Origin of the sequence: Williamsia limnetica (genome assembly GCF_003217475.1) — a bacterium.
Lineage (GTDB): Bacteria > Actinomycetota > Actinomycetes > Mycobacteriales > Mycobacteriaceae > Williamsia > Williamsia limnetica.
The window spans coordinates 279710-305035 of the sequence record NZ_QJSP01000006.1 but is presented as its reverse complement, the minus strand read 5'-3'; the positions used below and the strand labels follow the sequence as shown (position 1 = coordinate 305035).

Below are 25326 nucleotides of genomic sequence, written 5' to 3'. Positions count from 1 at the left end.
ACAACGGTAAACAACAGGCAAACTTGTTCGTACAAGTTCCCCTGAGACGTTGACTTCGACCCACAAGGACGGAACCGTGGTCGCCGTGCAGCAAAACAACCCACCACACACAGCCGACCTCGTTGTCGTCGGCGCAGGCATCGTCGGCCTCGCCCACGCCGCCGATGCGGTGCTCCGAGGGATGTCCGTCGTCATCATCGAACGCGACGACCAGGCGGTCGGCGCCTCCATACGCAACTTCGGGCACATCTGCATCACCGCCCAGGCCGACGCCGCACTCCAGTACGCTCTCGCCGGCCGAGACCGGTGGCTGACCTTGGGCCGCAAGGCAGGCTTCGGAGTCGAGGAATGCGGCACCACGGTGATCGCCCGCAGCGCAGACGAACTCGCCGTACTCGAGGAGTTCGCCAGCGAACGCGGAGCAGAGCAGGCCACCCTCCTGCCCCGCCAGGGACTCGAAGACCTCCCCTTCGACCTCCACCAGATCCTCGGCGCGGCGCACCTGCCCCTGGACCTGCGAGTGGATCCCCGGGCAGCGGTACCGGCGATCACCGCCTGGCTCGCCACGGAGGGCGCCACCTTCCACTGGAACACCACCGTCGGGGAGATCGTCGATGAAGGACGCGGTTCGGTCGTCGCACGGACCCCGCGTGGCGACATCCGCGGCCGCACACTCGTGCACGCCACCGGCCACGACGTCGACCGCCTGTACCCCCAGGTCGCCGAGGAGTGGCAGGTCGAACGCTGCCGCCTGCAAATGCTGGAGGTGGCGCCACCTGCAGGGCGCAGAATCGATCCGGCAATACTCACCGGCCTGTCCATGCTGCGGTACAACGGCTTGTCGGCCATGCCGTCGGCGACAGCAGTGGCGCAGCGCTTCGCTGCCGACGCCCCGGAATTGCTTGAAGTGGCAATGAATCTCATGCTCACCCAGCGTCCCGACGGTGCGATCGTCCTCGGCGACACCCACCACCACGCGCGAACGCACCTGCCGTTCGACGAAGAACTCGATGCCCAACTCCTGCTGCGCGAGGGCGCGCGATTGTTCGGTGCCCCGCTGACGGTGCTGCGGCGCTGGCGCGGCGTCTACGCGACGAGCCCGCGCACCGACTTTCTCGTCGCCGCCCCCTCCGCTGATGTCCGGGTCGTGTCCATCACATCGGGTATCGGCATGACCACCTCTCTCGGCCTCGCCCCCACAGTTCTCGACTCGTTTTGATCCACCGCCCCCACCCACCCAGGAGAACCCATGTCCATCAAGACCCGCCACGTGGCAGCACTTCTCGCTGCCATTGCTTCCACCGTCGCACTCACCGCGTGCGGTGACGACGGCAACGACACAGCCTCATCCCCCACCTGTCCCAACGGCAAGATCCGGTTCGGGGTCGAGCCGTTCGAGGACCCGGCGAAATTGACCCCCGCCTTCCAGGTCGTCGGCGAGGCGCTCTCGGAAAAACTGAACTGCCCGGTCGAGGTGACCGTCGTCGACAGTTACTCCGCGGAGGTCCTGGCGATGCGCAACGGACAGCTCGAACTGGGAGTGTTCGGGCCGCTCGGGTACGTATTCGCCAGCCAGCAGGCCGACGCCAGGCCTCTCGCGTCGTTCGGCACCGCCGACGGGCAGCTCTCCACGTACACCGCCGGCATCTGGGTGCCCAACGACTCACCGATCAAGTCGATCGCCGACCTGCGCGGCAAGAGCTTGGCATTGTCCGAGCCGGGTTCCACCTCCGGCGACGCGCTGCCCCAGATGGCACTGCGCGACAACGGTCTACAGGATTCCGACCTGGACATCACCTACGCCGGTGGCCACCCCGAAGCGTTGCTCGCATTGAGCAACGGCAAGGTCGACGCCGCGGAAATCAACTCCCAGCAGCTTGCCACATCGACAGGGGAAGGGGCATTCGACACCTCGAAGTTCCGGCAGATCTGGACTTCCGACCCAATCCCCAACGACCCCATCACAGTCGCGGGTGCCACCAGCCCCGAGTTCCAAAAAGCCGTCTCCGATGCACTTCTCACGCTGCCGCCGGAAGCCGTCGCGAAGGCCGGTGCGCTGCTCGACGTCGATCCCGCCGGTCCACTGCTCGCCGTTGATCAGAGCACGTACCAACCGCTGTTCGATCTCGCCTCGACGCTCGGTCTGACCGCCGAGGACGCCGGATGAGCACCGGGGCGGCGAGTACGACAGCGGCGATCTCGGCGAATCCCACGTCGAAGCCGGTCAGCACGGGTGCCACCACCAGCAGCCCGAACGCCGACGGGAGCGAACGCGACGCGCCGGCTCTCTCGATCCGGGGACTGCGCACCTCCTTCGGAGACCGCACTGTCCTGCACGGTGTCGACCTCGACGTTCACGCCGGCGAGTTGGTCGGCGTGCTCGGCGCCAACGGTTCCGGAAAATCCACCATGCTGCGATGCGTGGTGGGACTCACCGCACCCGACACAGGCACCATCGAAATCCTCGGCGAACCGGTCATCCACCGCGGCGGTCGCTCGTTCGCCGCCGCGATGGTGTTCCAGCAGATCCACCTCGTCGGCCGACGTTCGGTACTCGACAATGTCTGCGCCGGCGCGCTGGGCAGGCTGACGATGCGGCAATCGTGGTCAGGTTTCGCCTTTCCCCGGGACCTGCGCGAGGAGGCGATGGGCTGTCTGGACCGGGTGGGTCTGGCCGACCGCGCCTACGACCGCGCGGGCAGACTGTCCGGCGGCCAGCAGCAGCGGGTCGCCATCGCCCGCGCCCTGTGCCAACGGGCTCCGGTACTGCTCGCCGACGAGCCGGTGTCCGCGCTCGATCCTGCATCCGCCGAGCAGGTGATGGGGCTGCTGCTGTCCCTGGCCGAAGACGGCATCGCCGTCGCGGCGGTGCTGCACCAGCCTGATCTCGCGCGCAGGCACTGCACCCGGCTCGTCGGGCTCGACGCCGGTCGCATCAGCTTCTCGTGCGCGTCCTACGACCTCGACGACGACACCGTCGCAGCGCTGTACAACCCCACCGCCGCGAACCTCACGAAGGGGCCTTCGACGTGACAACCCTGACGATCCGGCGACTGGCGGTACCCAAACGGCCACGTCGTCGCACCACGGTCCTGGGCGTCATCGCGCTCGCTGTCGGCCTGATCGCGGTTCACATCTGGGCCATTCGGGAGACGGACGTGTCGATCAGCGCACTCGTCTCCGGCTGGAGCGGCATCGTCTCGTTTCTGCAATCGGCTCTGCCACCAGACCTCTCGTGGTCGACCGTGGTGCAACCCGGAATCGAGGCCTGTCTGGTGACCCTGGCGATCGGGCTCGTCGGAACCACGTTCTCTATACCGTTCTCGGTGCTCTTGGCGGTTCTCGGAGCGCGGACGACGAGCCGCAACCCGTTTGTGTACCAGGCAGCTCGCGGCATCATGTCATTTCTGAGGGCGGTTCCCGATATCGTCTTCGCGCTCATCTTTGTCACCGCGGTCGGACTCGGCCCGTTCGCCGGCGTCCTCGCGATCATCCTGCACAACACCGGCGTGATGGCGAAGTTGTGGTCGGAGGCGATGGAGGAGATCGACGACGGCCCCATCGAGGCGCTCCGCGTCGCCGGGGCATCGAGTACACAGATCGCCGCACATGTGGTGTTGCCGACCGTGGTCCCGCAGTTCGTCGGACTGTTGCTCTACCGGCTCGATGTGAACGTCCGCTCGTCGCTGGTCCTCGGGCTGGTCGGTGCCGGAGGTATCGGATTCCTCATCAACCAGTCCATCTCGCTCTTCCGCTTCGACGAGATGATGACGTACATCCTGATGGTCCTGATCCTCGTGGTGGCAGTCGACCTGCTCAGCGGTGCTGTTCGGAAGCGACTGAACGCGTGAATCTCTCGGCTGCCGTCTGGTCAAGGCAGGGCTTCACCGTCTGCGAGGTCGACGAACCCACACTCGCCGAGGGCGAACTGCTCGTCGCGGTGGAACTGGCGACGGTGTGCGGCAGCGACCTGCACACCGTGGCCGGGCATCGAATCACACCATTGCCCACCGTCCTCGGGCACGAGGCTGTCGGACACGTCGTCGCTGCGGGAGCCGGCGCTCCCGCAGCCATCGGTGACCGGGTGGTCTGGACGATCGGTACCTCGTGCGGCGCCTGCGTCCGCTGCCGGGCGGGCATTCCCCAGAAATGCGTCGCGGCGGTCAAGTACGGACACGCGGCACTCTCCGATCGCTGGTCACTCAACGGGTCGTTCGCCACACACGTTCACCTCTTGTCCGGCACCGGTGTGGTCCCGGTGCCGGACGACCTCGCGGCCGCGGTCCTCGCACCCGCGGGGTGTGCGACGGCAACCGTCACCTGCGCCGTCCGTCGCGCCGAGATGAGGCCGGGAGAAACAGTGGTGGTCCTCGGTTGCGGAATGCTCGGGATGACCGCGGTCGCCTACGCCCTCGATCGCGGTGCCGCGACGGTCATCGCGTGCGACCCGAACCCTGTTCGGCGGGCCGGCGCCGCGGAACTCGGCGCCACCGTGGTGTGCGACCCTGCTGAACTCGACGATGCGTCGGCCGCTCATGACGTCGATGTGGTGCTGGAGATGTCCGGGCATCCGGACTCGGTCGCAGGTGCACTGCGCGTCGTCGGCATCGCGGGCCGAGTGGTTCTCGTCGGATCTGTGTTCCCGGGCCCCGGGGTTTTGATCGATCCGGAGTTCATGGTGCGCAACCTCGTGTCGATGATCGGCAGCCACAACTACGCTTTCAGAGATCTCATCGAAGCCGTCGACTTCTTGCGGCGCACACCGATGCAAGCCCGACTCGCCGCGTTGGTGAGCACTCCGGTTCCCCTCACCGACATCGAGACCGCGTTCGCGATGGCGGCGGCCGAGACTCATCCGCGGGTCGGGATCATCCCGGCGTAGTACCGGGGCTGACAAATACCTGCAGCCGAGGCCGGAACTCGCATGTGACACGGCTGACCTCGGACTACGATCAGGCCATGATCGACCACCTGAGTCTGCAGTCCGCCGACCCGGGCGCGAGCGCAGCGTTCTACCTCCGGGTGTTCGAGCCACTCGGCGTCAAGGAAGTGATGCGATTCGACGGGCCGGGCGGCCTGATGGTCGCACTCGGCGACGGCGACTTCCCGGAACTCTGGTTCGGTCCACTCGTCGACCCCGGTATCAGGCCGGTGCATCTGGCGTTGGCAGCCGCAACGCGCGAGGTCGTCGACGAGGTGCATGAACTGGCCGTCGGGGCCGGGGCAGAGATCTTGCACGAACCCCGTGTCTGGCCCGAGTATCACCCGACGTATTACGGTGTCTTCCTGCGCGACCCGGACGGAAACAACGTCGAAGCCGTCAACCACGGGTTCGAGCGTCTGGGCTTCTGAGGACCACTTCCGCGACCTGCACCCGTAGTTAATCTCCCGCTGATCCGAAGGGTTCCGTTGATCGGACTCCCGGCGGATGCTCACCGTATTCGTTTGCAGACAAACAATGAGCATTGGAGATCGCCGAATGACCAGCACCAACCGTTCCGTCGCCATCATCGGAGCCGGCCAGACGGGTATTTCAGCAGCCGTGGGGTTCCTGAATGCCGGATTCGACGTCACCGTCTACAGCGAAAGAGATCAGCAGAGCCTCTTCCGCGACATCCCCGCCACCGGAACCGCAGTCACATTCGGGCTCTCGCAGCAGTCGGAAACCGCACTGGGAGTGGACAACTTCCTGGGTCGCGCACCGCAGGTCACCGGTATCAGCGCGCGCACCATCACCGGAAGCGGCCATGACTACGCGGAATTGCTCGACTTCGATGCCGACTTCCCGGGGTGGGAGGCGGTCGGTGTCGACACCCGCCTCAAGGTCGATGAGCGCCTGACGCAATTCCTGGAAAAGGGCGGACGCTTCATCGTCGAGAACGTCGATCCCGATCGCCTCGACTCCATCGCCGGCGCGAACGATCTCACCTTCGTCGCCACCGGTAAGGCCGGTCTCTCCGGTCTGTTCTCGGTCGACGAGTCGCGGTCGCCGTACCAGAGCCCCCAGCGCAGTGTTCTGCTGGTCACCGTCGCCGGTCTCGGCCACGGAGACGACGTGTTCGCGCACCGGAGTCCGGCAGGCGGCAAGCATCAGGCGTTCAACTTCGCCGATCACGGTGAGGGCTGGTGGGGTCCGTACCTGCACAAGGACGCCGGACCGTCATGGTCATTCCTCGGTTGGGCGCAGCCGGGTAGCGAGTGGGAGCGACGCTTCCGGTCGGTCACCGACGCCCATTCGGCGCACAAGGTCGTGATCGACCTGCATCGCGAGTACTTCGACTGGGATCTGCCCGAGGTGCTCAGCACCCGCGTCATCGAAGAGGACCCGCATTCGTGGATCCAGGGCGCTGTTCGGCCGGTGGTTCGGAAGGCATTGGGACACACCGCAAGCGGCCACCGCGTCGTCGCATTGGGTGACACCGCCGTATCTTACGATCCCATCACGGGACAGGGTGCCCAGAGTGGCTTCATCCAGGCTGCCCAGTTCCTGGCCGCCGCCAAAAATCATGACGGCGAGTTCGACGACGCCTGGATCACCGGCACCTACGACAAGTTCCTCACCAGCCGCGTCGATGCGGCCAACCTGGCCACCCGCATCTTCCTACGCGATCCCCTCTTCGCCGAGTACGCCTCGGTGCTGTTCCCTGCCGCGGCGACCGACCCGAAGTTCGGGTCTGCGCTGTTCGGCCTGCTGTCCGACCCGTCACCGGTGCTCTCCATCAACTCGGTAGACGACGCGAAGTCGCTGATCAAGCAGGTCACCGGCGAGGACGCCAACTCCATCCTGGCGAAGTTCGCTCCGGCGGGCCGGTTCTCGCGGTCGCAGTACAAGGCACTCGAACCTGCAGTCTGACGTCGACACGGAGCACCACCGGTGGCGGCGATCTTCACCCGATCGCCGCCACCGCCCGATAACCTCATCGTCATGGACTCCGAGGCGGTGCGGGAAGGACTTGCGGTCGCGGCCGCTCGACTGGCCACCCGCGGTCTCGTGATCGGCACCGGCGGCAACCTGTCGGTTCGGGACGGCGACCGGGTGTTCACCACCCCGAGCGGCGCCGACCTCGCGCAAGTGACCGCCGATCAGATGGTGGTCACCGATCTCGACGGCACAGTGATCGAGGACACCGACCACAAGCCGACGTCCGAGCTGCTACTCCATCTCGAGATCTATCGCTCGACAGACGCTGCAGCCGTGGTCCACGCGCATCCGATCGCCTCGATCGCCGTTGCCAATCTCGTCGACGAACTGCCGGCCGTGCACTACACCGCCGCCCTGCTCGGCGGAGCCGTACGAGTGGCCCCACACGAAATCTTCGGAACCCAGGCCCTCACCGACGCCGTGGCCGCCGCGCTCGCCGAACGTACCGCTGCGCTCATGCGCAATCACGGCTCGGTGGCCTACGGCGAGTCACTTGCAACTGCCTGCGAGAGAATCGAACTCGTGGAATGGCAGGCCGAGATCTACCTCCGGACCGCAGCGGTCGGGCCCGGGGCCACCCTCACCCAAGAGCAACTCGTCCAGGTGGCGGTGGCCGCCGCAGAGCGTGGCTACTCCCCTCTCCGGAGAAAGTAGGACCATGCAGGTTGTCACGTTCGGCGCTCACGTTCTCGACGTGGTGGTGCACCCCGTCGATGAGATCCCCGAAGGCCAAGGTGCCGTACTGGTTCCACATATCAGGCTGGTTCCCGCAGGTCCCGCAGGCGGCACGGCGATCACGCTGGCCAAGCTGGGAGCTGCGGTGTCGACCGTCGGGGCGCTGGGGCGCGACGATTCCGGCGACCTGTTGATCACTCAACTGCAACGCCACGGGGTCGTAACCGAACATCTTCTGCGCGTGGATGATCAACCAACGTCGATGAGTGTGTTGCCCATCCGGACCAACGGCGACCGGCCCGCGTTGCACCTACCCGGCGCCAACCTGGCGTACCCGCTGGACCAGGTTCCGATCGAACTGCTGACCTCGGCCGACCATGTCCACATCGGGGCGCCCGAATTGCTGGGCCCGGCCGAGCTCGCGCCGACGCTCGAACGGATACGCGCAGCGGGGGTGACGATTTCGGCCGACATACTGGCGCCCGGCGATCCCGGGGTGCTGGCGTGGATCGAGGCCGTGCTGCCGCACCTGGACTATCTGCTGCCCAACGACGAACAGGTTCTCGGCCTCACCGGGGCCACCGACCTCATCGAGGGATGCCGCACTCTGATCGATCGCGGGGTCGGCTGCGTGGCGGTGACCGCGGGAGCCGACGGCGCATGGGTGGTGACGGCGGCGGGGGCTGAACATGCCGCAGCCACCGCTGTCGAGGTTGTCGACACCAGTGGCTGCGGGGATGCGTTCTCGGCCGGGTTCATAGCCGGCCGATTGAACGACTTCAGTGCGTTGCGGGCTGCGCAGCTCGGATGCGCGGTCGCCGGGGTGGTGGCCACCGGCCTGGGCAGTGACCACGGCGACTTCGACTGGACGTCTGCGACAGAGTCACTACCCGACTGACACTCGTCAGGCGGGTGCGGCCCCTTGGACTGCATCGGCGATCGGCGTCTCACCGCTGACGAAGTCGATGGTGGTACCGACGCTCGACGGGGTCTGCAGGGCTGCGGCGATCACGGCAGCGACGTCGTCGCGCGGCACCCCGTCGTACTCAGCGCCACGCTCCTTGGTGGCGATCCGGCCCGTGCCGGCGTCGTCGGTGAGCTTGCCCGGTCCGATGATCGTCCACAGCAGCGTCGTCTTGCGCAAGTAGTCGTCCGCCTCGGCCTTGGCCTCGGCGTACGCGTAGAACGAATCGTCTTCTGGTACGCCGTGATCCAGTCCGGCACCAAAGTACGAGACGATCAGGTATCGGGGTACGTCGACCTTCAGTGCGGCATCGATGCTGCGGATGGCCGCATCTCTGTCGACCGCGTAGGTGCGGTCGGGATTGCCGCCGCCGGCACCTGCCGAGAACACCACCGCGTCGTGTCCCTTGATCGCCTCACCGATCTCGTCGGTGGACAGATTCTCGACATCGGCGATGACCGGTGTCGCGCCGGTTGCCCTGATGTCGTCGGACTGATCAGGGTTGCGGATCAGCGAACTGACCTCGTGTCCCTCGCCGGTCAGGATCTTGGCCAGCTTGAGCGCGATCTTGCCGTGGCCTCCGATAATGGCGACACGTGACATGTGAATCCCTTCGTCGTTGATGGGCTCGCCCTTGCTAGGGCACTTGTGATTCCAACAAGGCCATCAGCGATGGCATTCCACCGAGGTCATGCCTGCTAAACCATCGGGAGCACCCGCGATGGAGAGGCACGGCCTGCGAACGAGCGATTCGGCGGCTACGGTCTCGCAGGCAGTTCATGCAGCGCAGCCACCAGAGGGGCGAGCTCCGGGGTTCGACGTGCCTCGTCCAGGGCCATCTCAAGTGTCGCGTCGTGGGTCGGACGTGCCTGGTCGAGCATCGTCCGGCCCTCGTCGGTCAGTTCGGTGTAGATGCCACGCCGATCGTCGGCGCTGAGATGGCGCCGCAACATGTTTCGTTCAACCAGCCGATTCACCAGTCGAGTGGTCGCGCTCGAACTGAGAGCCGCCGCCCGTGCCAGCTGGGCCATGCGCATGTGCCAGCCGTCCTGACGGCTCAGAGCCTCGAGCACCGTGTATTCGACGACCGACAACGTGTGTTCGCGCTGGAGTGCTCGCTCCAATTCGCCGTAGAGCAGACCGTGCAGGGTCGCGAGCGTGCGCCAGCCCTGCGCCCGGATCTCGACTGCGTCGTCCGCGATTGCCACACGGCCGAGATTAGCAACCAGCACGCACAAACCCACCCGCTCCGGGCATACCCAGGTGCTGCAACACCTGGTTCTCCCTGGGGTGGGTGGGTTTGTGCGGGGGGCGGAACTACTTCTGGGCGGGCAGCACGTGTTCCCCGGTCTTGTCACAGGAGAGGGCCAGCGAGCTGATGTACTGCTTCTCCCCGTTCGGACCGGGCTTGTTCGACATCAGCATGTCGGGGCGCTCGAACTCGATGCCGGTGACACAGCACATGAGTTTGTCGTCTGCGGGATTGCCGTACTCGTCGAACATCGGGAGATCGATGCCGTCGTCGGTACGACGCAGGTAGTACTTGCCCTTGGTCGCCAGCGCGATGATCGGGGGAAGGAACAGCCCCAGAATGGTGGCGACGACGGGCGAGTACGGCTGGATGCTGTCACCGAACGCGTGGAAGTACACCAGAATCGAGAGACCGCCGGCGAGGAGCACACTGACGAAGCCGACCGGATTGAAGTTGTAGAGCATGCCGCGACGGAACTCCGGCACCTTCGGTGAGATCTTCAGCAGGTACTTGTTGATGGCGATGTCCGAGGCCACGACCACGATCCAGGCGATGGCAATGTTGGCGTAGAAGTTGAGGATGTTGTTGAGGAAGCTGAACATGTTGGCTTCCATCAGGATCAACGCGATTGCGACGTTGAAGAACACGAAGAACAGCCGGCCCGGGTAGGTCTTGGTGATCCTGGTGAAGCTGTTGGTCCAGGCAAGCGACCCCGAGTAGGCATTGGTGACGTTGATCTTGATCTGGGATATGACGACCAGGATCACCGCGAGGGTCATGGCCAGCCAGTGCGGCATGAACTCTTCGTAGACGGCGAGGAACTGCTCGACAGGCTCGTTGGCAACACCGGCCTGGTCGGCGAAGTTCATGATCAGGTAGACGGCCAGGAACAAGCCGACGATCTGCTTGATGGCACCGAAGAAGACCCAGCCCGGCCCGGCCATGATCACAGCCGTCCACCAGCGACGGGAGTTCTCGGGTGTCTTGGGAGGCATGAAGCGCAGGTAGTCGATCTGCTCGGCGATCTGCGCGATGAGCGACAGACACACGCCGGCAGCGAGCATGATGCCCGCGAAGTTCACGCCGTGTCCGCCTTGCGCGTCGGTTCCGCCGCTGAACGCGAGGAAGTCGCCGATCGCGTCGGGGTGCTTGATGACCAGGTAGAGGAACGGCAGCACCATCATGACGAGCCACAGCGGGGTGGTCCACACCTGAAGGGTCGCAAGGGTCTTCATACCGTAGATCACCAGTGGGATGACCATCACGGACGAGATCAGGTAGCCCAGCCACAACGGGATACCCAGACCCAGTTTGAGGCCCTGCGCCATGATCGAGCCCTCGAGTGCGAAGAAGATGAACGTGAACGACGCGAAGATGACGTTTGTGACCACCGACCCGTAATAACCGAAGCCGCTTCCGCGGGTGATCAGGTCGAGGTCGATGTTGTAGCGAGCCGCGTAATAGGCCAGCGGGTACCCGGTGAGGACGATGACCACCGCAAAGATCAGGATGCCCCACAACGCGTTACCGGTACCGTTCGCGATACCGATGTTTGCGCCGATGGCAAAGTCTGCGAGGTAGGCGATGCCGCCGAGAGCGGAGGTCGCGACAACCGCGGGGCCCCATTTGCGATAGCTGCGAGGGGCGAATCTCAAGGTGTAATCCTCGAGCGTCTCGCTCATCGCGTTGATGTTGCTGGGCAATGCAGCACCCGCTACCGGGTCCGCCGCCTTCCCCGTGTTGTCAACTGACATTCATATCCCCTCACGTGCACCATCCCGCGCGTCCTCTTTGTTGAAGACTGGCTGAACCTATGGCCGTCATGTATCTGCGGGGCTGCAGTTGTGTTACCGATATGAAAACCGACAGAAATCGGACATTTCGGACATGACGATGCAACGTCAGGTGCTGTGACCCACCCGGGCCGATGGGAGTGCCTGTCAGCGACCGGTGAAGACAGGCTGACGCTTCTCCGCCCGAGCGGCGCGACCCTCCGCCATGTCCTGGCTCTGCCAGGCCCTGACCATGGCCGCACGGTGGGATTCGGGAGCCGGATCGCGTGCGCCGTCGTCTCCGAGCACCAGTTTGTAATGCTGCAGCGTCAGTGGAGCGAGCGTTGCGATCATCGCCGCCCACCGCTGAGCCTCGCCCAGATCGCCGATGCGATTGGCGAAGCCCACAGTGGACGCACGCTCGGAGGTGAGCGAATCGCAGCCGATCAAGATTCCGGCGGCATCGCCCGCGCCGACGAGGGACACCAACCGCCTGATGGTCCACTCATCAACCGTGACACCGATTTTCGCCGCGGGAATTCCGCAGAACGCAGTGGGTGCCATCACCCGCAGATCGGCAGCGAGCGCCAATTGCAGACCCGCACCGATCGCCGGTCCGTTGAGAGCTGCGATCACCGGCACCGGGACGCTTTCGATGACGGCGAGCATCGCCAACAGCTTGTCGAGGAAGTTCTCTTCGTACACCGGACCGGACAGGTCGGCACCGGCACAGAAGACGGTGCCCTGCCCGGTGAGGACGATGACGCGCGCCCCGGTGGCGACGGCATCGGTGAACGCCCCCGACAGCGCCTCCACGAGTTCGTGGTTGAGCGCGTTGCGCTGCTTCTCACGCTGGAGTTCAATGGTCAGCACGTCGCCATCTCGGCTGGTCCCAATCATGGCAGTCAGCGTACAGCTACTGTTTCTGATGTGAACGCCCAAGTCCTCGGAGGTCGCACAGACGTAGTGGTGATCGGTGGCGGACAGGCCGGTCTGTCCGCCGGGTATTACCTGCACCGATTCGGCCTCGGTGACCGCACCGTCATGCTCGACCACTCCCCCGGGCCTGGCGGCGCATGGCAGTTTCGTTGGCCGACACTGACTTTGGCCGGCGCAAACAATGTGCACGACCTCCCTGGCCTGGGATTGTCCGAGGCCCTCGGCACGGAGTGCGATCAGTGGCCCGCGCGCACCGCGGTGCCGGACTATTTCGCACAGTACGAGGACAAGTTCGATCTGAAGGTGCAGCGCCCGGTGCACATCCGCACCGTGTCGAAGGAGGGCGACGACTTCCGGGTCACGGCGGCCGACGGTTCACACCTGCTGGCTCGCACCGTGATCAACGCGACCGGTACCTGGGATCGCCCCTTCATCCCTTACGTTCCGGGTATCGAAAGCTACACAGGCACCCAGCTGCACACGCACGATTACTTCGGCCCCGGCGCCTTTGCGGGTCAGCGAGTCCTGGTGGTGGGCGCAGGGATCTCAGCAGTGCAGCTGCTGATCGAGATCGCGCGTGAAGCCGAAGGGGTGCAGACCTTCTGGTGCAGCAGGACCGAGCCCCGCTTCACCGAGAGGTCGTTCACCGCCGAGCAGGGCCGCGCCGCTGTCGCCCGGGTCGAGCAACGCGTGCGCGCCGGACTCGCACCCGGCTCGGTGGTGTCGGTGACGGGGTTGCCGGTCAACGACGCCATCAGGAGCGCCAGGGCCGACGGGATCCTGCAGTGGCGGCCGATGTTCACCCGCATCACCGACACCGGCGTGTGCTGGGACTGCACCCCCGGCCACGCCGGATCCGATCATCTCGACGTCGACGTCATATTGTGGTGCACAGGTTTTCGCAGCTCGCTCGACCACCTCGCGCCGCTGAAACTGCGCGGGCCGGGCGGCGGCATCGTGATGACCGGCCGCCTCGCGACCGTGGTCGCAGCCGAGCCCCGGGTACAGCTGCTGGGGTACGGGCCATCGGCCTCGACCATCGGCGCCAATCGCGCAGGCCGCGAAGCCGCCCGGGTCGTCCAAGACGTGCTCTCGAGGTCCCCCGAACGTACGTAATGTTCCCGACGGAGTGCGCGCGGTGGCCCCCGGTGGTGAGATGTACAGGTCAGCGGGGTCGGGCGACTCGAAGAGGTGGCGCATGCGCAAACGTCTGTCCAGGACCGCAGCCGTGGGGATCAGCGCGATCGCTGCCGTCTGTCTCGCATCACCCGCGGCAGCAACCCCGCCGCCCGTGCTGTTCTCTATCTCGCAGGTCCCCGGGGTCATCGCCCCTTCCCAGAGCACACATCCCGATGCGTCGCGATACGCCCGCGCGCACCCCGGCGCAGTACCGCCGGGGGTCAACGACTTCACCTGCGTTCCTTCGGCGACACATCCACGCCCGGTGATACTCCTGCACGGCACCGATTCCTCCGCATACTCCGACTACGCGGCAATCGGTCCGTATCTCGCCGACGCCGGTTTCTGCGTGTACGCACTCAACTACGGCTCCGCGCCGGGTGCGAGAACCTTCGGCACCGAAGACATCCCGACAAGCGCCGGGCAGCTCGGCGTGTTCGTCGACGAGGTCCGGCGATCGAGCGGCGCCACCGAGGTCGACCTGGTCGGATACTCGCAAGGCGCGACGGTGTCGAGGTACTACACCAATCGACTGGGCGGCGCCGACGCGGTGAAGCGCTGGGTCGGCCTGGCATCGCCCAGCTATGGCGGCACCCTTTATGGGCTCGTCCCGCTGGCCGAGCTGATACCCGGTTCGATGGATCTGGCGAAGACGGTGCTGCCCGCCGAGGTCGTCTCGACCGCGTTGTGGCAACAGTCGCAGGGCTCGCCGCTGCTCGAAGGGCTGAACAACCCCTCCGACACCGTCCCCGGAGTCGAATACACAACCATCTCCTCGCGGGTCGACGAGGTGATCCAGCCGCTGAGCAACGCCGGCCTGCGGGGGCCCGGAGCCACGAATTTGGTGATCTCCGACCTCTGCCCGGTCAACCAGAGCGGCCACTTCCGCATGCCCTATGACGACTTCGCCATCGCGCTCGTACACTCGGCGCTCGACCCCGGCGCCGGGGTCACCGCACCCTGCACCGCGGTGCCGCTCGGAGCCGGAATTCTCGAGATGGTGATCGCCGAGAACTCCTGACCGCGACCCGCCGACTCCTCGCCACTGGGAAGTTAGCGACTCTGGCTAAATGTTTCGGCCACCAATATGGGCAGAATCCTTGACATCTTGTTGTGTTTTCACAACACTTAGTTCTGTGAGTCCGGTCAAGAAGGCAGAGCACCTGCCGATCTGCAACCGCATCGGCGTACTCCGCGCCGAACGCCGGATGTCGCGCGCGCAATTGGCCGAACTGGTCGGAGTCAATGTCCAGTCCATCGGATCACTGGAGCGGGGTGACAACTACCCGAGCCTCGATCTGGCCTTCCGGATCTGCGACGTGTTCCGGCTCCCGGTCGAGGCGGTCTTCAGCCGCCACGAGTTCAGCGCGATGTCAACCCAGCTGTACCGCAGCAACAACGGAGGTCCGTCATGAACCATCCGAACTCCGCCATCCCTGAATCGGCCAAGCCCGGCTGGTGGCGCGGCTACGAGGGGTGGCAGGCAAAGAGTCACGAGAAGTTCCTACGACGCTGGGGAAGCCGCTTCCCGCGTCTGCGCAACCGCGCGTCGGCCCGGCGACTCGTGGTCGCGCTCATCATCACCTGGGTCCTCGTCCTCGCCGCGAGCATCGCCGCGTTCTTCACGATGTGGTTCGGTCTGCCGTTCATCGTCTTGATCGTTGGTGTTTTCCTGCCGGTCCTGTACGTTCTGCGCGCCATCACCTTGAATGTGAGTGATGCACCCGCGGCGGCACTCGACGAAATCCAGCTGTCCACCCGCAACGCTGCCCGCTCACTTGCCTACACCGCCCTCTGGGTCGGCATGTTCGTTCCCTATCTCCTGCTGATCGTGATCTCGAACGGCGCAGACGACAGTGTGAGCGGTCAGGTCGTCTACGGAGCCGGCATGCTGCTGATCGTCCTCGTCATCGGCGCCACCTGCCTGCCCACCTGCCTACTCGCGTGGTGGCTCAACGACCCCGACCCCGAGGACTACGTCGTCTACGACCAACCGGAATACACCCACGCACCCCCGCACGAAACCAGGAATGCCACCAACACAGGAGGATTGGACCAGTGACCGCCCCGCTGATCGTCGACAGACTGACCAAGAGGTACGGGTCGCTCACGGCCCTGCAGGACATGAGCTTCACCGTCGCGCCCGGCGAGATCTTCGGATTCGTCGGTTCCAACGGTGCCGGCAAGTCGACCACCATGCGCATCATCCTCGGCGTCCTCGGCGCGGATTCGGGGCAGGTACGCCTCGGCGAGAGGCCCATCGATCTCGACCTGCGCCGCCGCATCGGGTACATGCCCGAGGAGCGGGGCCTCTATCCCAAGATGAAAGTCGGCAAGCAGCTCTCGTTCCTCGCACAGCTACACGGGTTGTCGCGGGCCGAGGCCGACGATCAGGTCGAGACCTGGGTGCGCCGACTCGGGATCCACGAACGGATCAACGACGACGTCAACAATCTGAGCCTGGGCAATCAGCAGCGAGTGCAACTCGCGGCCGCCCTGGTCCACAATCCTGACGTCCTGGTGCTCGACGAACCGTTCTCCGGCCTCGACCCCGTCGCCGTCGACGTGATGAGCGACGTGCTCAAAGAGAAGGCCGCGCAAGGGGTACCGGTGATCTTCTCGAGCCACCAGCTCGAGTTGGTCCAGCGACTGTGCGATCGGGTCGGGATCATCACCAAGGGAACCATGCGAGCTCTCGGCACGGTCGACGACCTCCGATCCACCGGCGAGATCCGGCTGGACGTGGGCGCCCCGGCCGCACCCTCCGGATGGGCCGACCATCTACCCGGCGTGCAGGGCAGCGTGCAGCGCGGCGCCCTCACGACGGTGAGCCTGACCCCCGGCACCGACGAGCAAGCCATCCTCGCCGCCGCACTCGCCACCGGGCCGGTCACGCACTTCGCCCTGTCCAAGCCCGATCTGACCGAACTGTTCCGAGAGGTTGTATCCGCATGAGCTTCAATTCTTCTCAGACTCCCAGCTCTGGCCGCCTCGGTGCCGGCCGGGCCATCAGCCTCGTCGCCCGTCGCGAGATCACCACCCGGGCCGCGACCAAGTCCTTCATCATCACCAACATCATCCTGCTGGTGGTCATCATCGCGGGCATCATCGTCCTGTCGATCTTCACCGGCAACGACAAAGCCACCAAGGTGGGGCTGGTCGGCGACAACCCGGAGATGTCACAGACGATCGTCGAGGTCGGTGACGCATCGGGCGAGAAGATCGAGATCGTGCCCCTTGCCGACGCCGACGAAGCTCGAACGGAAGCCGAAAAGGGCGATGTCGCGGTCGCTCTCGTGCCGACCGGCACCGGCAACAGCTACGACGCGATCACCAAAGACGATCTGGACGGCACCCTCGAAGGCGTGCTGCGCACGTCCGTCAGCCAAGACGGATTGAGCAAGGCGCTGGCCGCAGAAAACGTCGACCTCGCCGCCATCACAGCCGATTCCACGCTCAACGTCACCGAAACCGAACCGGCCAAACCCAATGAGGGACAACGGATCGCCATCGCACTGACCGGTGTGTCCCTGCTGATGTTCGCGGTGTTGCAGGGTGGCTCCATGGTTGCTGCCGGCGTGGTGGAGGAGAAGACATCGCGCGTCGTCGAACTGCTGCTCGCCACCATCAAGCCACTGCACCTGTTGTGGGGCAAGATCGTCGGCATCGGGCTCATGGCGTTTGCGCAGGTGGTCCTACTCGGCGGCACAGCCCTGATAACGGCGCTGGCGACCGGCCTGCTCGACGTACCGTCGACCGCCGGTTCCATGTTCGCCGCCGTCATCGTCTGGTTCATCCTCGGATTCCTGTTCTTCGCAACCCTGTACGCCGCCACCGGTGCCGTGGTGTCTCGACAGGAAGAGCTGGGATCGAGTTCTGCGCCACTGACGATCCTGGCCATGGCCGTCATCTATGCCGCCATCTTCGGCATCAACGCGCTCGACAGCACCCTGATGCAGACCCTCGCCTGGATCCCACCGTTCTCGGCGTCGATCATGCCGATGCGTATCGCGACCGGCGACGCATCGATCTTCCAGGTGATCGCCACCATCGTGTTGATGATCATCGCCTGCGCCATCGCCACCTGGCTGGCCGCCCGCATCTACCAGCGCAACATCCTGCGCACCGGTGCGCGGGTCAAGTGGATGGAAGCAATCAAGGGCTAGTCCCCGACCACCCGGAAATGGGGCCTTTTGGCGGAGCTCACCTGCGGGTTTGCTCGCCAAAAGGCCCCAATTTCGGATTGTGCGTCAGGCGGCCGCGGACCTCTCGAGGATGTCCACCGCCCGCGACACCGCCACGTCCGGGGCGATGAGGTGCTGCGCCAACAACCGCGCGTGCTCACCCGCCTCCGGAGTCAGGATCTCTCGGAGACCGGCGGTCAGCGTGGCCTCGTCGAGGCCCTTGAGCCGAGTGGCGGTACCGACCTTCAGTCGCGTCACCTGGGCGCCCCAGTAGGCCTGGTCGGCGCCGCCGGAGCAGACCATCGTGGGTAGTCCGGCGCGCAGACCGGCGGCGGTGGTGCCCGCTCCCCCGTGGTGGACGATCGCCCGGCAGTGGGGCAACACGGCGGCGTGATCGAGTGCGCGCGCGAAATAGACGTCGGGGTGCGCCGGGTCGGGGCCGTCGGACCTGCCCTTCATCGTGATCAGGGTGCGGACCCCCACCGACCGCGCGGCGCGGACGATCACGTCGGTCAATGCGACGGGGTCGCGCACCGGCACGCTGCCGAACGTGATGTGCACCGGCGGGTCCCCCTCGGTCAGCCACGACCACAACGCCGGGTCGGACCGGGACGATTCGGTGAGGCCGCCGCGCGCCGCGGCGGGGAGGTCGAGGTAGCCGACGATCGGTTTCGCCTCACCCCATTCCTCGGCAAGCCCCGGGAACAGGATTGGGTCGTAGGCCTGCACCTGGACCGCGCCGTCGCGAGTGAGTCGCTCTTGCAGCGACCCGGACGCAGGTTCGAGGTCTAGCTTGCTCCGGAAGGTGTTCTCGGCTCCCCTGGTGAACGTCCAGGTCAGCGCATCCGACACCCGCCACGACGCCCGATTGACCCGCGGAGGCAGGTCTCGGGTCACCCCCGGAATCGCTCCGATGATCCCGTTCTCCGAGAACGGACCAAATCTCATGACCGAGAACGCGATGCCCAGTTTCTCGGCGAAGCCGTACACACGCTCCTGACACAGCGGACCGCTGACGAGCGCGTCGACTCCCGACAACACCGGGTCGGGTCCGCAGAGCAGCGCGATCATGTCCGCGTCGAACGCGGCGAACCCGGCCTTGATCGTCTCGGACGCGAGCGTGAACTTGGTGTACGGGTTCTTCGTCGCGAGTACCTTCTTCGCATTCGGGGTGTCCCAGACCGATGAGGTGTCGAGACCGACCGGGTAGGCCCGGAGCCCCAGGCCGGTGGCGAAGTCGACGAAGTTCGGCGGGACGGCGATCGCGACGTCGTGGCCACGTCTCTGCAATTCAAGGCCCGCTGCGATGCCGGGCTGGATATCGCCGCGGCTCCCGTAGAACATCAGCACAATCTGCATGCCCGCACGATAGTCACCGAAAACCGTTGCTGCCGAATCGATGATCACCTGGGGATTGGGTACGAGGGCAGTAACGCGTGCGTAACGCGCAAGAAACCAGCGCCGCCTAGCGTCGCGGAATATGAGCTCCACCGACATCCCGGACACCGATCCGGTCGCCACCGTCAAGACCGCGCGCCCGCTCGGCACCGGGATCAACATCTCCGGGCTGACCAAGGAATTCAAGTCCGCGGGCCTGCGCGGTGGTTCGTCCGTGACCGCGCTGCACGACGTCGACCTGCAAACTTCCGAAGGTGCCTTCCTGTCACTGCTCGGACCCTCTGGCTGCGGCAAGTCGACGGTGCTGCGGATCCTCGCCGGGCTCGAGGAGTCGACGGCGGGTACCGCGCTGATGAACGGGCGCTCCCCCAGAGAGCTGCAATCACAACACGGCCTCGGTATCGCGTTCCAGGACTCGGCGTTGTTGCCCTGGCGCAGCGTGGAGTCGAACATCAAACTCCCCCTGCAGGTCGCGGGCCTCCCGATCGACAAGACCGCGATCGCGGATCTGATCGAGCTCGTGGGTCTCAAGGGTTTCGAGAAGGCCAAACCCGCGACCTTGTCCGGCGGTATGCGCCAACGGGTCTCGATCGCTAGAGCGCTCGTGGTGAAGCCGACCGCCTTGCTGCTCGACGAACCGTTCGGCGCACTCGACGACATGACCCGCCAACGCCTCAACATCGAACTACTCAGGATCTGGACAGAGAAGCCTGCGACCACGTTGATGGTCACCCACGGCATCGGTGAGGCCGTATTCCTCTCGGACGTGGTCGCGGTGATGAGTCCGCGGCCGGGCACCATCCTCGAGATGGTGGACATCGACCTGCCTCGGCCACGGGTGCCCGAGATGATGCGCACCCCCGAGTTCCATGCACTGCACGATCACCTCAGCGGACTGCTCTTCGGCAGCAAGGGAACGGCGGGGGTGGCGTGAGCACCCTCGCAGCCACAACGCCTTTCACCGGTCGTGCCCAGCAGGCCGGCAAACGCTGGGGCGCCGGCGCGACCGGCATCATCGTGGTCCTGCTGCTCTGGTCCGTCGCCGGGCACTTCGAATGGTTCAAGGGCACCATCCCTACCCCCTGGGCCGTACTGCAGACCATCGGTGACCAGGGATGGACCTACTACGCCAACAACTTCGGCCCGACCATCGAACTGTCGCTCCGTGGGTTCATGTGGGGCAACGTGCTCGCCATCGGGCTCGCCCTGATGGTGGTCATCATCCCGCTGATCGAGGGGGTCGCGACCCAGCTCGCGATCATCAGCTACTGCACCCCGATCATCGCGGTCGCCCCGATCGTCCAGGTCGCCTTCGCCGAAGTCCAGACGATGATCATCTTCCTGGCTGCCATCTCCGTCTTCTTCACCACGATGATCGGCACCCTCGCCGGTCTTCGGTCACCGCACCAGGCCAGCCTCGACCTGGTGAAGGTGTACGGCGGCGGGACCATCGCCCAGCTCGTCCGGGTCCGGGTTGTCTCCGCCCTGCCCAGTACCTTTGCCGCCCTGAAGATCGCCGCCCCGGCAGCCGTCCTCGGCGCGGTGCTCGGTGAGTTCCTGGCCATGCCCGAACGCGGGGCAGGACCGGCACTCATCGTTGCCCAGCAGCGCGGCGACATCCCGGCGGTGTGGGCCATCGCGCTCGTCGCCGGCGCCGTCGCCGGTGTGGGGTACGCGATCGTCGCGGTGATCTCGACCTACGTCACCCGTTACAGCACCGGAATGGCAGGCAGCAAATGACCGCCACCACCAAGGCACCGCCGTCGGCACCGGTCCCCGCCGCCGCTGCCGCGCAGGCCAACTCGGGCAACGCGAAGGCGATCTCCTGGGAGATCGCGAAGTTCATCGGCTCCCTGATCATCTCGTTCTTCCTGATCCTGGTGATCTGGTGGCTGTTCCTGCTGGCCTTTCCCGACATCGGCCCCATCATCGGCAAGACCCCGATCGACGTCTTCCACTATCTGTTCACCGAGCCGGCGTCGGCGACAAACCGCAGCGAAATCCTGGACAACCTTTGGATCACGTTGAAAGACGCGGGAATAGGTTTTGTGTGCGGGATGGGCGCCGCCATCATCGCGGCGGCACTGTTCGTGATGTTCCGGCCTGTCGCACAGACATTCATGCCCATCGCCATGTTGCTCCGTTCGGTTCCGCTGGTCGCGATGACGCCCCTGATCACACTGGTGGTCGGCCGCGGGGTCGCGGTGGTCGCCGTCATGGGCGGCATCGTCGTGTTCTTCCCTGCCCTGGTGATGATCATGACCGGACTCGCCAACGCACCCAAGCAGATCAACGACGTCATCGTCGCCTACGGCGGCACCCGGATGACCTCGATGCGGATGGCGTCGCTGCCCTCGGCGGTGCCGGCGCTGTTCGCCGCGGCCAAAGTATCCGTACCCGGCGCCATGATCGGCGCAACTGTCGCCGAGTGGCTAGGCACCAACACTGGTCTGGGCGCCACGTTGCAGCAGGCCCTGCCTGCAGCCGCCTACAACGAACTCTGGGCCTCGGTGCTGGTCATCACGGTCGCTTCGATCGTGCTCTACGCCTTCGTCGGAGTCGCGGAAAAGCTCGTCCTGGCCCAGATGGGCACCAAACCCACCTGATCACGGCCCGCTCGGTGGCGAACCCGATTACGTAACAAAGCAATCCGCGCGCGAAATCTGGCCGAAACCAGGCCGCCCTACCGTCGTGCGAAGCACGCTCAACACAAGGAGTCCTCAGATGGCCTATACGTTCGACCGCCGGTCGTTCCTTCGGTATTCGATGATCGCCGGCGGCGCCGTGGGCAGCGCGAGTGTTCTCGCCGCCTGTAGCTCCGGCAGCAGCGACAGCGGTGGTGGCAGCGCCACCAACCCCAAGGTGCAGCTGTCGTGGCAGAAGAACATCGAATTCGCAGGCGAATACTTCGCCATCGAGAACGGGTACTACGAGGCGGCGGGGCTCGGTACCCCTGAACTCATCACCGGCGGCGGCCCGGGCACCGGCGTCGAAACCGGCCTGACGTCCAACAAGGTGTGGATCGGTATGACCGCGCCGCAACTCACCGCCCCCGTCATCCTGCAGGGCGCGGCCCTCAAGACGATCGCCGCGACGTTCCAGAAGAATCCGTTCTGCATCGTCTCCGGTGCGCAGAGCCCGATCCTCTCGCCACAGGATATGAGAGGCAAGAAGATCGGGGTCCAGGCGTCGAACGAGAACGTCTTCAAGGCGCTGTTGACGGCCAACGGAATGGTCGATTCGGACGTTCAGAAGATCACCGTCCAGTACGACCCGACGCCGCTGACCACCGGCGAGGTCGACGGCTGGGTCTCGTACGTGACGAACGAGCCGATCACGCTCGCCGAAGGCGGGTTCCCGAACGCCAACTTCCTGTTCGCCGATTTCAACCTGCCCCTCGTCGCCGAGACCCTTGTGGTCCGGCAGGAGACGATCGACAACGAACGCGACAAGCTCAAGGCGTTCCTCAAGGCCGACATCCAGGGCTGGTACGACGCAGTGGCCGATCCGGCGAAGTCCGCCGAGCTGGCCGTCACCAAGTACGGCAAGGATCTCGGGCTCGAGCTCGGTGAGCAGACCAAAGAGGCCGAGGCCCAGAACCTGTTGGTCGTCAACGACGACAGCAAGGCCAACGGTCTGCTGACCATGACCCCCGCGTTGATCGACCTCAACATCGAAGCACTGGCCAAGGCCGGCTACGAGATCGCCGCGGAGCAACTCTTCGACATGTCGCTGATCCAGGAGGTCTACGCCGAGAATCCGGATCTCAAGAAGCCCATCTGACACGGGGCCGTCCAGCGGGTGCTTGCTACGTTTCATGGATGCCGATTCGTGAAGAAGTCCGGGGTCGCACGCTGATCGTCCACCTGGACCGGGAGGACAAGCGCAACGCCATCAATGTGGAGATGGCACTGGGGATCTCCGCGGCCCTCGACCGACTCGATGACGACGACACGCTGTGGGCCGGGGTCATCACCGGCACGCCGAAGGTGTTCTGCGCGGGCACGGACCTGAAGGACGGCGCAGGGGCTCGCACCGATCGCGGCGGCGAGTACGGCATCATCCGGCGTCAGCGGATCAAACCGCTGATCGCGGCGGTCGAGGGTCCCTGCATGGGTGGCGGTCTGGAGATCGCGCTGGCCTGCGACCTCATCGTCGCGTCCACGGCAGCGCGGATGGCGCTGCCCGAGACCCGGCGTGGGCTGGTCGCCACCTCCGGCGCCTTGTTCCGGGTCACTCGCGCGCTGCCGCCCAACATCGCGCGCCAACTACTCATCACCGGCGCCGGGCTGACCGCGCAGCGGGCCTACGATCTGGGTCTGGTGAACGTCGTCAGCGAACCGGGACAGGCACTGGCCGACGCCCAGCTGCTCGCCGAGGACATCAACGCATCCGGACCCGTTGCGGTGCGGGCGACCCTGGCTGCGCTGAACGAGCAGTACGCAGCAGCCGACGCCACAGGTTGGGAGGCGACTGGGCGGGCCCAGGAGAAAATTCTGGCGTCCGACGACATGCGCGAAGGGATCAATGCGTTCTTCGAGAAACGCCCGCCGGAGTGGAAAGCGCGCTAGTGACCGACCGTGCCGACAGCGCCGCCGTGTGTGCCCGTCAGGCGAGACTCTGGTAGCGATCCAGCGCGACCTGTCGCTCGGTTTTGTGGTCGACGATCGGTTCGGGGTAGTCGGCGGGTCGCGCGTCACCCGGTTCGTGGACAGCGGCGCCGCTGATCTCCCGTAGTTCTGGCACCCAGCGCCGCACGTAATCACCCGACGGATCGAACTTCTTGCCCTGGGTGATCGGGTTGAACACGCGGAAGTAGGGCGCAGCGTCGGTGCCGCAGCCGGCCACCCACTGCCAGCCGTGCTGATTGTTGGCCATGTCGCCGTCGGTCAGTTGATCGAGGAACCAGGCGGCGCCCCGCTGCCACGGTAGGTGTAGATCTTTGACCAGGAACGATCCGACGATCATCCGTAATCGGTTGTGCATGAAACCGCTTTCCGACAGCTGCCTCATGCCGGCGTCGACGATCGGGAATCCGGTCTTGCCTTCGCGCCAGGCGTCGAAGTCCGCATCGGCGTCCTTGCCCGAATCATGTTGTATCGCATCGAATTTCTTGTTGAGATTCCACCAACTACTGTCAGGACGTTGATGTAGGACGTCTGCGTAGAAGTCCCGGAACGCCAACTCACGGATGTAGGCGGCGCGGCCGGTGCCTTCGCTGTTCTCGAGGTCGGCGAGCAGCGCCCTCGGATGGATGTTGCCGAACTTGAGGTAGGCCGACATCCGACTGGTCGACGCGTGGTCGGGACGGTTCCGGTCGTCGTCGTATCCGTCGATGTCGTCCGCCATGAATTCTGCAAACCGGGCGTATGCCGCCCGCTCGCCTGCGGGGATGTCCAACTCACCCTTCGATTTCGGTATGACTGTGGAACGGACCCCTGAGACATCGCCCGGCTTCATCCACGTCGCGCTGTTGACCCCGGTGTCCGCGGGGTCGCGCCAACCGTGCTCGCGCCATTTGCGGAAGTACGGGGTGAACACCCGGTACCGCTCGCCGTCGTCCTTGAGGACTCGGCCCGGCGCAACCGCGTACGGGGAGCCTTCCTCCTGGAGAGGGATGTCTCCGAGCGCCTTTCGGACCTTGTCGTCGCGGCGCACACCGTAGGGCGAGTAGTCGGCGCTGATGTGGACGGCGCCGGCGTCGATCGACTTCGCAATCTTGGGGATCACCTTGTCCGCCTCGCCGCGCACGACCAGCAACGAACCGTCGAGTTGATCCTCGATGTCGCGCAACGAGTCGTACAGGAAGGTCAGTCTGCGATCACCCGATGACGCCTCGAGCGTGGGGTCGAGTACAAAACACGCCAGCACCTGTCGTCCTTGGGCTGCCAGCAGTGGTGGTAGATCGCTGAGTCGCAGGTCTCGGCGTAGCCACAGCACGATCGGTTGTTCGCTCATCACACCATCCTGCCGAAAATGCTCATGAGAAGACTGTTACCCCTGCTCAGCTCCCTCGAAACGGCCCGAACGGAACCGAACCA

At 65.3% G+C, this 25326-nt stretch carries 26 protein-coding genes; 20 read left to right on the top strand and 6 right to left on the bottom strand.

Annotated features, from left to right (window positions below; all coding sequences use genetic code 11):
- The first annotated feature begins 49 nt into the window (after positions 1 to 49).
- The 9 genes from DFR67_RS12420 to DFR67_RS12380 all read left to right on the top strand — a co-directional run bounded on the left by DFR67_RS12420 (position 50) and on the right by DFR67_RS12380 (position 8495).
- Positions 50 to 1219 carry a TIGR03364 family FAD-dependent oxidoreductase gene (locus DFR67_RS12420; protein WP_211325030.1) on the top strand — a complete coding sequence of 390 codons (1170 nt, stop codon included), beginning with the start codon at positions 50 to 52 and terminating at the stop codon, positions 1217 to 1219.
- 30 nt (positions 1220 to 1249) lie between these two features.
- Entirely contained in the window at positions 1250 to 2167 is a 918-nt protein-coding gene (locus tag DFR67_RS12415; protein ID WP_110469820.1) for a phosphate/phosphite/phosphonate ABC transporter substrate-binding protein, read from the top strand.
- The gene (locus DFR67_RS12410; RefSeq protein ID WP_110469819.1) at positions 2164 to 3033 is read left to right on the top strand and encodes a phosphonate ABC transporter ATP-binding protein; all 870 of its coding nucleotides are present in this window, start codon (positions 2164 to 2166) and stop codon (positions 3031 to 3033) included. The genes DFR67_RS12415 and DFR67_RS12410 overlap by 4 nt, the downstream gene beginning before the upstream one ends.
- Complete coding sequence (gene phnE / locus DFR67_RS12405; protein ID WP_110469818.1) at positions 3030 to 3851, top strand: phosphonate ABC transporter, permease protein PhnE; 822 nt, start codon at positions 3030 to 3032, stop codon at positions 3849 to 3851. Before DFR67_RS12410 ends, phnE begins: the two co-directional genes overlap by 4 nt.
- Positions 3848 to 4882 (top strand): zinc-binding dehydrogenase, encoded by a 1035-nt coding sequence (locus DFR67_RS12400; protein ID WP_110469817.1) that lies wholly within the window; start codon positions 3848 to 3850, stop codon positions 4880 to 4882. Before phnE ends, DFR67_RS12400 begins: the two co-directional genes overlap by 4 nt.
- A gap of 77 nt (positions 4883 to 4959) precedes the next feature.
- Positions 4960 to 5352, top strand: coding sequence for a VOC family protein (locus DFR67_RS12395; protein WP_110469890.1), 393 nt, complete (start codon positions 4960 to 4962; stop codon positions 5350 to 5352).
- 127 nt (positions 5353 to 5479) lie between these two features.
- Positions 5480 to 6853: a styrene monooxygenase/indole monooxygenase family protein gene (locus DFR67_RS12390; RefSeq protein WP_110469816.1), complete on the top strand. Its 1374-nt coding sequence runs from the start codon at positions 5480 to 5482 to the stop codon at positions 6851 to 6853.
- Positions 6854 to 6925: 72 nt separating this feature from the next.
- Positions 6926 to 7576, top strand: coding sequence for a class II aldolase/adducin family protein (locus DFR67_RS12385; protein WP_110469889.1), 651 nt, complete (start codon positions 6926 to 6928; stop codon positions 7574 to 7576).
- Between the two features lie 4 nt (positions 7577 to 7580).
- The gene (locus DFR67_RS12380) at positions 7581 to 8495 is read left to right on the top strand and encodes a carbohydrate kinase family protein (protein ID WP_110469815.1); all 915 of its coding nucleotides are present in this window, start codon (positions 7581 to 7583) and stop codon (positions 8493 to 8495) included.
- Positions 8496 to 8501: 6 nt separating this feature from the next.
- On the opposite strand, the gene DFR67_RS12375 is transcribed toward DFR67_RS12380, so the two are convergent.
- From DFR67_RS12375 to DFR67_RS30930, 4 genes are all read right to left on the bottom strand, one after another.
- Positions 8502 to 9164: an NAD(P)H-binding protein gene (locus tag DFR67_RS12375; protein ID WP_110469814.1), complete on the bottom strand. Its 663-nt coding sequence runs from the start codon at positions 9162 to 9164 to the stop codon at positions 8502 to 8504.
- A 155-nt stretch (positions 9165 to 9319) separates the two neighbouring features.
- On the bottom strand, positions 9320 to 9769 hold the full coding sequence (locus DFR67_RS12370; RefSeq protein WP_110469813.1) for a MarR family winged helix-turn-helix transcriptional regulator: 450 nt from the start codon (positions 9767 to 9769) through the stop codon (positions 9320 to 9322).
- 109 nt (positions 9770 to 9878) lie between these two features.
- The gene (locus DFR67_RS12365; RefSeq protein ID WP_110469812.1) at positions 9879 to 11567 is read right to left on the bottom strand and encodes a purine-cytosine permease family protein; all 1689 of its coding nucleotides are present in this window, start codon (positions 11565 to 11567) and stop codon (positions 9879 to 9881) included.
- Positions 11568 to 11753: 186 nt separating this feature from the next.
- A complete protein-coding gene (locus DFR67_RS30930; RefSeq protein WP_211325028.1) occupies positions 11754 to 12485 on the bottom strand; it encodes an enoyl-CoA hydratase in 732 nt (243 codons plus the stop codon).
- 30 nt (positions 12486 to 12515) lie between these two features.
- Here DFR67_RS30930 and DFR67_RS30925 point away from each other — a divergent pair, with 30 nt between their 5' ends.
- From DFR67_RS30925 to DFR67_RS12335, 6 genes are all read left to right on the top strand, one after another.
- Complete coding sequence (locus DFR67_RS30925) at positions 12516 to 13640, top strand: NAD(P)-binding domain-containing protein (protein ID WP_211325026.1); 1125 nt, start codon at positions 12516 to 12518, stop codon at positions 13638 to 13640.
- Between the two features lie 82 nt (positions 13641 to 13722).
- Positions 13723 to 14724, top strand: coding sequence for an esterase/lipase family protein (locus DFR67_RS12355; protein ID WP_110469810.1), 1002 nt, complete (start codon positions 13723 to 13725; stop codon positions 14722 to 14724).
- Positions 14725 to 14839: 115 nt separating this feature from the next.
- Positions 14840 to 15118 (top strand): helix-turn-helix transcriptional regulator, encoded by a 279-nt coding sequence (locus DFR67_RS12350; RefSeq protein WP_110469809.1) that lies wholly within the window; start codon positions 14840 to 14842, stop codon positions 15116 to 15118.
- Positions 15115 to 15765: a hypothetical protein gene (locus tag DFR67_RS12345; RefSeq protein ID WP_211325024.1), complete on the top strand. Its 651-nt coding sequence runs from the start codon at positions 15115 to 15117 to the stop codon at positions 15763 to 15765. The genes DFR67_RS12350 and DFR67_RS12345 overlap by 4 nt, the downstream gene beginning before the upstream one ends.
- Entirely contained in the window at positions 15762 to 16658 is an 897-nt protein-coding gene (locus tag DFR67_RS12340) for an ABC transporter ATP-binding protein (RefSeq protein ID WP_110469808.1), read from the top strand. Before DFR67_RS12345 ends, DFR67_RS12340 begins: the two co-directional genes overlap by 4 nt.
- On the top strand, positions 16655 to 17869 hold the full coding sequence (locus DFR67_RS12335; protein ID WP_110469807.1) for an ABC transporter permease: 1215 nt from the start codon (positions 16655 to 16657) through the stop codon (positions 17867 to 17869). The genes DFR67_RS12340 and DFR67_RS12335 overlap by 4 nt, the downstream gene beginning before the upstream one ends.
- An 84-nt stretch (positions 17870 to 17953) precedes the next feature.
- On the opposite strand, the gene DFR67_RS12330 is transcribed toward DFR67_RS12335, so the two are convergent.
- Positions 17954 to 19246, bottom strand: coding sequence for a glycosyltransferase (locus tag DFR67_RS12330; RefSeq protein ID WP_158539955.1), 1293 nt, complete (start codon positions 19244 to 19246; stop codon positions 17954 to 17956).
- Between the two features lie 121 nt (positions 19247 to 19367).
- Between DFR67_RS12330 and DFR67_RS30235 the strand changes: the two genes are divergently transcribed.
- The 5 genes from DFR67_RS30235 (at position 19368) to DFR67_RS12310 (ending at position 23856) form a co-directional block, all read left to right on the top strand.
- Entirely contained in the window at positions 19368 to 20219 is an 852-nt protein-coding gene (locus DFR67_RS30235) for an ABC transporter ATP-binding protein (RefSeq protein WP_146240432.1), read from the top strand.
- Positions 20216 to 21025: an ABC transporter permease gene (locus tag DFR67_RS12325; RefSeq protein ID WP_110469805.1), complete on the top strand. Its 810-nt coding sequence runs from the start codon at positions 20216 to 20218 to the stop codon at positions 21023 to 21025. The genes DFR67_RS30235 and DFR67_RS12325 overlap by 4 nt, the downstream gene beginning before the upstream one ends.
- Positions 21022 to 21891 (top strand): ABC transporter permease, encoded by an 870-nt coding sequence (locus DFR67_RS12320; protein ID WP_245937904.1) that lies wholly within the window; start codon positions 21022 to 21024, stop codon positions 21889 to 21891. Before DFR67_RS12325 ends, DFR67_RS12320 begins: the two co-directional genes overlap by 4 nt.
- 118 nt (positions 21892 to 22009) lie before the next feature.
- Complete coding sequence (locus DFR67_RS12315) at positions 22010 to 23068, top strand: ABC transporter substrate-binding protein (protein WP_110469804.1); 1059 nt, start codon at positions 22010 to 22012, stop codon at positions 23066 to 23068.
- A 38-nt stretch (positions 23069 to 23106) separates the two neighbouring features.
- Complete coding sequence (locus tag DFR67_RS12310; protein ID WP_110469803.1) at positions 23107 to 23856, top strand: enoyl-CoA hydratase-related protein; 750 nt, start codon at positions 23107 to 23109, stop codon at positions 23854 to 23856.
- Positions 23857 to 23893: 37 nt separating this feature from the next.
- Here DFR67_RS12310 and DFR67_RS12305 read toward each other — a convergent pair whose 3' ends face one another.
- Positions 23894 to 25243: a cryptochrome/photolyase family protein gene (locus tag DFR67_RS12305; protein WP_110469802.1), complete on the bottom strand. Its 1350-nt coding sequence runs from the start codon at positions 25241 to 25243 to the stop codon at positions 23894 to 23896.
- Between the last annotated feature and the right edge of the window lie 83 nt (positions 25244 to 25326).